The following is a 5,101-nucleotide window of genomic DNA, read 5'->3' as shown; positions in this document are numbered from 1 at the left end:
GGGTGGGGGAAAACCCCGGCGCGGAGCGCCTACGCGCTCAGTGGGGGGCGAGCGGCGCCGCGCCCTCGCCCGTCGCCAGACCCGCCAACAGTTCGCCGTGCTCGGCCAGCCGCCCCGCCACGTCCGGCAGTCGGATGTCCAGCTCCGCGGGAGACCCACAGGAGGCGACCTCCTCCCACGTCACCGGCGCCGACACCGTCGGCGCGGCGCGCGCCCGCAGCGTGTACGGCGTGGCCGTCGTCTTGCGCGCCGCGTTCTGGCTGTGGTCGATGAAGACCCGGCCGGGCCGCAGCCGCCGCGCCATCGCCGCGATGGCGAGGTCCGGCAGCTCCCTGGCCGCCTCGGTGGCCAGCCGCCGCGCGTAGTCGGAGGAGTCGGCCGACGGCACGGGCCGCAGCGGGCACAGCAGGTGCAGCCCCTTGGCCCCCGAGGTCTTGGCGTAGGCGGTCAGCCCGTCGGCGGCCAGCCGGTCCCGCAGCCACAGCGCCACCCGGCAGCAGTCCACGATGGTGGCCGGCTCGCCCGGGTCCAGGTCGAGGACGAGCCGGTCGGCGACGCCGGGGTCCGTCACCCGCCACTGCGGGGTGTGCAGCTCGACCACCAGGTTGGCCACCCACACCAGGCTGGGCAGGTCCTGCACCAGCACCTGCCGCATCGTGCCCCCGCCGGAGCGCGGGACGTCGCGCGCGGTCACCCACTCGGGGGTGCCGGGCGGCACGTGCTTGGTGAAGAACCGCTCGCCCTCGGGGCCGTCCGGGTAGCGCAGCAGGCTCAGCGGCCGGTCCCGCAGGTGGGGGAGGAGCACGTCGCCGTGGGTCGCGTAGTAGTGCAGCACCTCGCCCTTGGTGGTGCCGTCCGGGTAGATGACCTTGTCCAGGTTGGACAGGGACACCCGGTGGCCGTCCACGGTGACGACCTGCGACGTCATGCCGCGAGCGCCCTGATCAGCTCCTCGCGGTTCATCGAGGAGCGGCCGGGGATGCTGGCCTCGGTGGCCCGCTGGTACAGCTCGGACTTGCTCAGGCCCTCGAGCTCGGCGCGCCGCCTGTCGCCCGCGCGCCCCCGGCCGCGGGCCCGCGCCCCCTTGCGCTCGCCGCCCCGGCCCCCGCCCCCGCCGCGGCGGCCGCGCGCGCTCTCGACGCTGGCCTGCAACGCGTCCATCAGGTCGATCACGTTGGTGGAGCGCGGCGGCGGGGCGCCCTTCTCCACGGTCGCGCCGGTGCGCTTCGCCTCCACCAGTTCGAGCACCCGTTCCTGGTAGGTGTCGTGGAACTCCTCGGGGTTCCACTCCATGCTCAGCGCGTCCACCAGCTGGATGGCGGTGCGCAGCTCCTTGTCCGAGATGGTCGCCCGCTCCGGGAGGTCGCCGATCTCGCGGCGCGGCTCGCGCACCTCGTCCGCCCAGTGCAGGGTGTGCAGGGCCAGGACCTCGCCGTCCGCCCTGACGGCGACCAGGTACTCCCGGTTGCGCATCACGAAGGTGGCGACGCCCGCCTTGTTGGACTCGGTGAGGGCGTCCAGCAGCAGGGAGTACACCTTGGCGTACTCGGGGCCCTTCGGGGCCAGGTAGTAGGACCGGTCGAAGTAGATCGGGTCGACCTGGTCCAGGCCGACGAAGCCCGAGATCTCCAGGCCCTTGGAGCGCCCCGGGGCGATGTCGTCCAGCTCGCCCGGCTCGACGATGACGTACTCGTCACCCATCTCGAAGCCCTTGACGATCTCCTCGGCCGGCACCTCGTCACCGGTGCGCTCGTTGACCCGCTTGTTGCGGACCCGGTCGGAGGTGCCGCGCTGGATCTGGTTGAAGCGGATGGTGTGGCTCCGGGTGGCGGTGAAGAGCTGCACCGGCATCGCGACCAGGCCGAAGGACAGCGCGCCGCTCCAGATCGCCCTCGCCATGGGAGCACCTCCTCACCTCACTCCCATGGCACCCCGGGGGACCGGAGATCGCATCCCGGCCGCCCGCCTCAGTAGCGCCTCAGTAGCGGTAGAAGCCGGCGCCCGTCTTCCTGCCCAGCTGGCCGGCGGCGACCATCCGCAGCAGCAGGGGCGGCGGGGCGTACGACGGCTCCTTGTGCTCCGCGTACATCGACTCGGCGATGGAGACCACCGTGTCGAGCCCGATCAGGTCGGCGAGCTTGAGCGGCCCCTGCGGATGGGCGCAGCCGAGCTCCATGCCGCTGTCGATGTCGTCCCTGGTGGCCGCCCCGGACTCGAACATCCGGACGGCCGCCAGCAGGTAGGGGATCAGCAGCGCGTTGACGACGAACCCGGAACGGTCCTGGGCGCGGATGACGTGCTTGCCGAGCACGTCGGTGACCAGTGCCTCGGCCCGCCGCACCGTTCCGTCCGCCGTGGTGAGCGCGGGGATGACCTCGACCAGCCGCTGCACCTGGGCCGGGTTGAAGAAGTGGATGCCGAGCACCTGGGTGGGCCGCGTGGTGGCCACCGCGAGGTTGACCAGCGGGATGGCCGAGGTGTTGGAGGCCAGGATGGCGTCCGGTCGGGTGACGACCTGGTCGAGCACCTGGAAGATCTCCGTCTTCACCGGCTCCTTCTCGACCACCGCCTCGATCACCAGGTCGCGTTCCGCGAACTCGCCCAGATCAGTGGTGAACGTCAGCCGGTCGAGCGCCGCGTCCCGGTCGGCCGCCGTGACCTTGCCGCGCTCGACGGCGCGGTCCAGCGAGGCGACCAGCCGGGTGCGGCCGAGCTCCAACGCCTCGCCCGTCGTCTCCGCGACCATCACGTCGAGGCCCGAGCGGGCGCACACCTCGGCGATCCCGGCGCCCATCTGGCCGCAGCCCACCACCCCGACGCGTTCGATGTCGCTCATCGACCAGCCCTTCCGCTCCGCCGCTTGCCGTACCACGTGATCGTCGTCGCAGGGATGACGTTACCCCCGGAGCGGAGGGGGAGGGCCGGCCGGGCCGGCCCTCCCACCCGGCTCAGCCGACGGCGCAGGAGGTGCCGTTGACCGCGAAGGCCGTCGGACTGCCGTTGGCGCCGCTCCAACTGCCGAGGAAGCCGACGGTGGTGGAGCCGCCCGGGGAGAGGGTGGCGTTCCACGCGGCCGGGGTGACGGTCACATTGGGGCCGCTCTGGGTGTGGCTGCCGTTCCACAGCTGGCTGATGGTCTGCCCGGCCGGGAAGGACCAGGTCAGCCGCCAGCCGCTGAGGGCCGTGGGGCCGGTGTTGGTCACCGTGACCTCACCCTGGAAGCCGCCCTGCCACTGCCCGGACACCCGGTAGCCGACCCGGCACGGCGCGTTCCCCGGCTCCTCCGGCTCCTCGGGGTCCTCCGGATCTTCCGGGTCCTCCGGGCCGCCGGGGTCCCCACCACCGGGCTCGTCGGTCTCGCCGTAGATCACCCCCCGGCCGTTGGTGCTGACGTACACCCGGCCGAACACCCGCGGGTCGCCGGTGATGGCCGCGCCGGTCCACGCCCACTGGTGCTCGTCGTCGTTGATCCGCACCCAGGTCGCGCCGGTGTCCGTGGAACGGTAGATGCCGCGGACACCGTCGACGACGCCGCTGCTGTACAGCGTCTGGTACGAGGCGCCGGGGGCCGCGGCGCCGAAGCCGACGGTGTCGGCGTCGATGGCGGAGAGCCGGGTGAAGCTGGTGCCGGAGTCGGTGGAGCGCCACAGGCCGCCGCCGGCCAGCCAGATGTCACCGCCGCGCCCCGGCACGGCCGCGAAGCGCACGTCGTCCGTCGGCAGCCCGGTGGCGGCGGCCGTGAAGGAGGCCCCGCCGTTGGTGCTGACGTAGAAGGTGCCCTGGTGGACGCCGTAGAAGCGGCTGGGGTTCACCCGGTCCGCCTCGACCCGGGCGCCCTGCGGAATGCCCTGGGAGGCGGTCCACGAGTTCCCGAAGCCCACCGAGTAGTGCACCCCGGCGCCCTCCGGGCTCCACACGAAGCGGCTGCCGTCGGCCGCCGCCGCCACCGTGCCGCCGTGCGCCCCGGCCGGCGCGGTGCTGGCGAACCAGTTGCCGCCCCCGTCGGTGGAGAAGTTCACGGTCGGCGCGGTGGACTCGCTGACGTGGTTGCCGACCCGCACCACGGTGGCCGGCGCCAGCTCGGCGAAGTCCAGCCCCGTGGTGGTGCCGAAGGAGGGGAAGGCGTCGGACGGCACCTGCGTGAGGCTGGTGTGCCGGAAGCCGCCGATGTCGCCGAGACCGCTGAGCAACGGGGCGCCGCTCGGCGGGCTCGCCAGGTCGTTGACCGCCGTCTCCTCCAGGCCGCGCACATAGGGGCGGATGGTGAAGGTCTGGTTCCGGTCCCAGTTGGTGAGCTGGGTGGTGCCGTAGAGCGTGGCCCCCGTGCCGTAGAAGAGCCGGTCCGCGTCGAACGGGTCGATCTCCATGCCCTCGGTCATCCAGCCGAGCTTGGGCGACTCCTCGGGCGGCTGCGGGGTGGCGTTGAAGTCCATCCAGGGCACCGAGGAGATGTCGATCGTGTAGCGCTTGCTCCGGTTGGGATAGCTGGTGAACTCCCAGGACCGGCTCCAGCTGTCCCCGCCGTCGGTGGAGCGGAAGATCTGGGTGTCCGGCCACCAGGAGCTGTAGGCGGTGACCATCACGGTGCCGGGGTTCTGCCGGTCCACGGTCAGGCCGCTGAAGCCGAAGTACCGGTCGCTGTTGGCGGCCACCGGGGAGACGTCGGTCCAGGTGCCGGCGCCGGTGTCGTACCGCCAGACCTGGCCGTCGGCGCCGGCGTAGGGGCCCGCGTCGTCGCTGGTGGCGATGTAGAGGTCGCCGGTCTCCTCGTCGAGCACGCCCTTGTGCGGCAGGTAGCCGGTGGGCTGACCGGGGATCGCCTGCCAGGTCGCGCCGCCGTCGGTGGAGCGGTAGACGCTCTCGCCGAGGTCGGCGACGCCGGCGTAGATGGTCCGGGTGGGGCTGCCGGGCGAGCCCGTCGACGGATCGAAGGTGATCCAGGTGACGCCGACCAGCTCGCTCTGGTACCCGGTGGAGTCGCTCGGGTCGGGCGCGTAGTCACCTGGGTTGGGGAACGAGGTGACCTCCCGCCAGCTCACCCCGGCGTCGGTGCTGCGCCACAGCCCCTCGCCGCTCGGCGCGCCCAGGTAGAGCACGTCGT

General features: G+C 72.8%; 4 protein-coding genes. All 4 read right to left on the bottom strand.

The features are described 5' to 3' along the window. Positions 1-37: 37 nt before the first annotated feature. A complete protein-coding gene (gene ligD, locus RNC47_RS35765) occupies positions 38-928 on the bottom strand; it encodes a non-homologous end-joining DNA ligase (protein ID WP_311604997.1) in 891 nt (296 codons plus the stop codon). After that, complete coding sequence (gene ku, locus RNC47_RS35760; protein WP_311604995.1) at positions 925-1,899, bottom strand: non-homologous end joining protein Ku; 975 nt, start codon at positions 1,897-1,899, stop codon at positions 925-927. Before ku ends, ligD begins: the two co-directional genes overlap by 4 nt. Before the next feature lie 79 nt (positions 1,900-1,978). Beyond that, positions 1,979-2,836, bottom strand: coding sequence for a 3-hydroxybutyryl-CoA dehydrogenase (locus RNC47_RS35755; RefSeq protein WP_311604994.1), 858 nt, complete (start codon positions 2,834-2,836; stop codon positions 1,979-1,981). 112 nt (positions 2,837-2,948) lie between these two features. Then, positions 2,949-5,101: cellulose binding domain-containing protein (locus RNC47_RS35750; RefSeq protein WP_311604992.1), on the bottom strand; the 2,153-nt coding region annotated here is incomplete at its 5' end.

This window comes from Streptomyces millisiae (assembly GCF_031845425.1).
Lineage (GTDB): Bacteria > Actinomycetota > Actinomycetes > Streptomycetales > Streptomycetaceae > Streptomyces > Streptomyces millisiae.
The sequence above is the reverse complement of the archived record's forward strand: the minus strand, read 5'-3'. Positions and strand labels throughout refer to the sequence as shown.

What these genes read in the sequence shown, in the direction of transcription:
- ku (WP_311604995.1), bottom strand. Translation starts at nt 1,899, where the DNA reads ATGGCGAGGGCGATCTGGAGCGGCGCGCTGTCCTTCGGCCTGGTCGCG.
- RNC47_RS35755 (WP_311604994.1), bottom strand. Translation starts at nt 2,836, where the DNA reads ATGAGCGACATCGAACGCGTCGGGGTGGTGGGCTGCGGCCAGATGGGC.
- ligD (WP_311604997.1), bottom strand. Translation starts at nt 928, where the DNA reads ATGACGTCGCAGGTCGTCACCGTGGACGGCCACCGGGTGTCCCTGTCC.